Annotated in this window: 1 pseudogene; it reads left to right on the top strand. The window is 34.5% G+C overall.

Annotation, left to right across the window (positions count from 1 at the left end):
• Nucleotides 1-79 precede the first annotated feature (79 nt).
• A pseudogene (gene sdhB, locus PZE06_RS29125) lies at nt 80-229 on the top strand (succinate dehydrogenase iron-sulfur subunit); the annotation flags it as partial.
• Nucleotides 230-287 lie beyond the last annotated feature (58 nt).

Below are 287 nucleotides of genomic sequence, written 5' to 3'. Positions count from 1 at the left end.
CTGTCTTAAGAATAAGTAGATATTTATTTAATTGAGCAAAGAAAAAGAGATTATACAAAAGCGAAGGGAGCGAAGTGAGATGGAAGCTAAAAAAAGCATTCGCCTCCTGATTACGAGACAAAATGATCTTCATTCACCTTCTTATGAAGAAGAATTTCTTGTTCCGTACCGTCCTAATATGAATATTATTTCTGCATTAATGGAAATTAGAAAAAATCCTGTTAATGCATAAGGAGAAATAACAACGGCTGTTGTTTGGGAAAGCGTCTGTTTGGAAGAGGTTTGTG

The sequence above is a fragment of the Robertmurraya sp. DFI.2.37 genome, from assembly GCF_029211245.1.
In the GTDB taxonomy this organism is placed as follows: Bacteria; Bacillota; Bacilli; order Bacillales; family Cytobacillaceae; genus Robertmurraya; species Robertmurraya methanolica_A.
The sequence above is the reverse complement of the archived record's forward strand: the minus strand, read 5'-3'. Positions and strand labels throughout refer to the sequence as shown.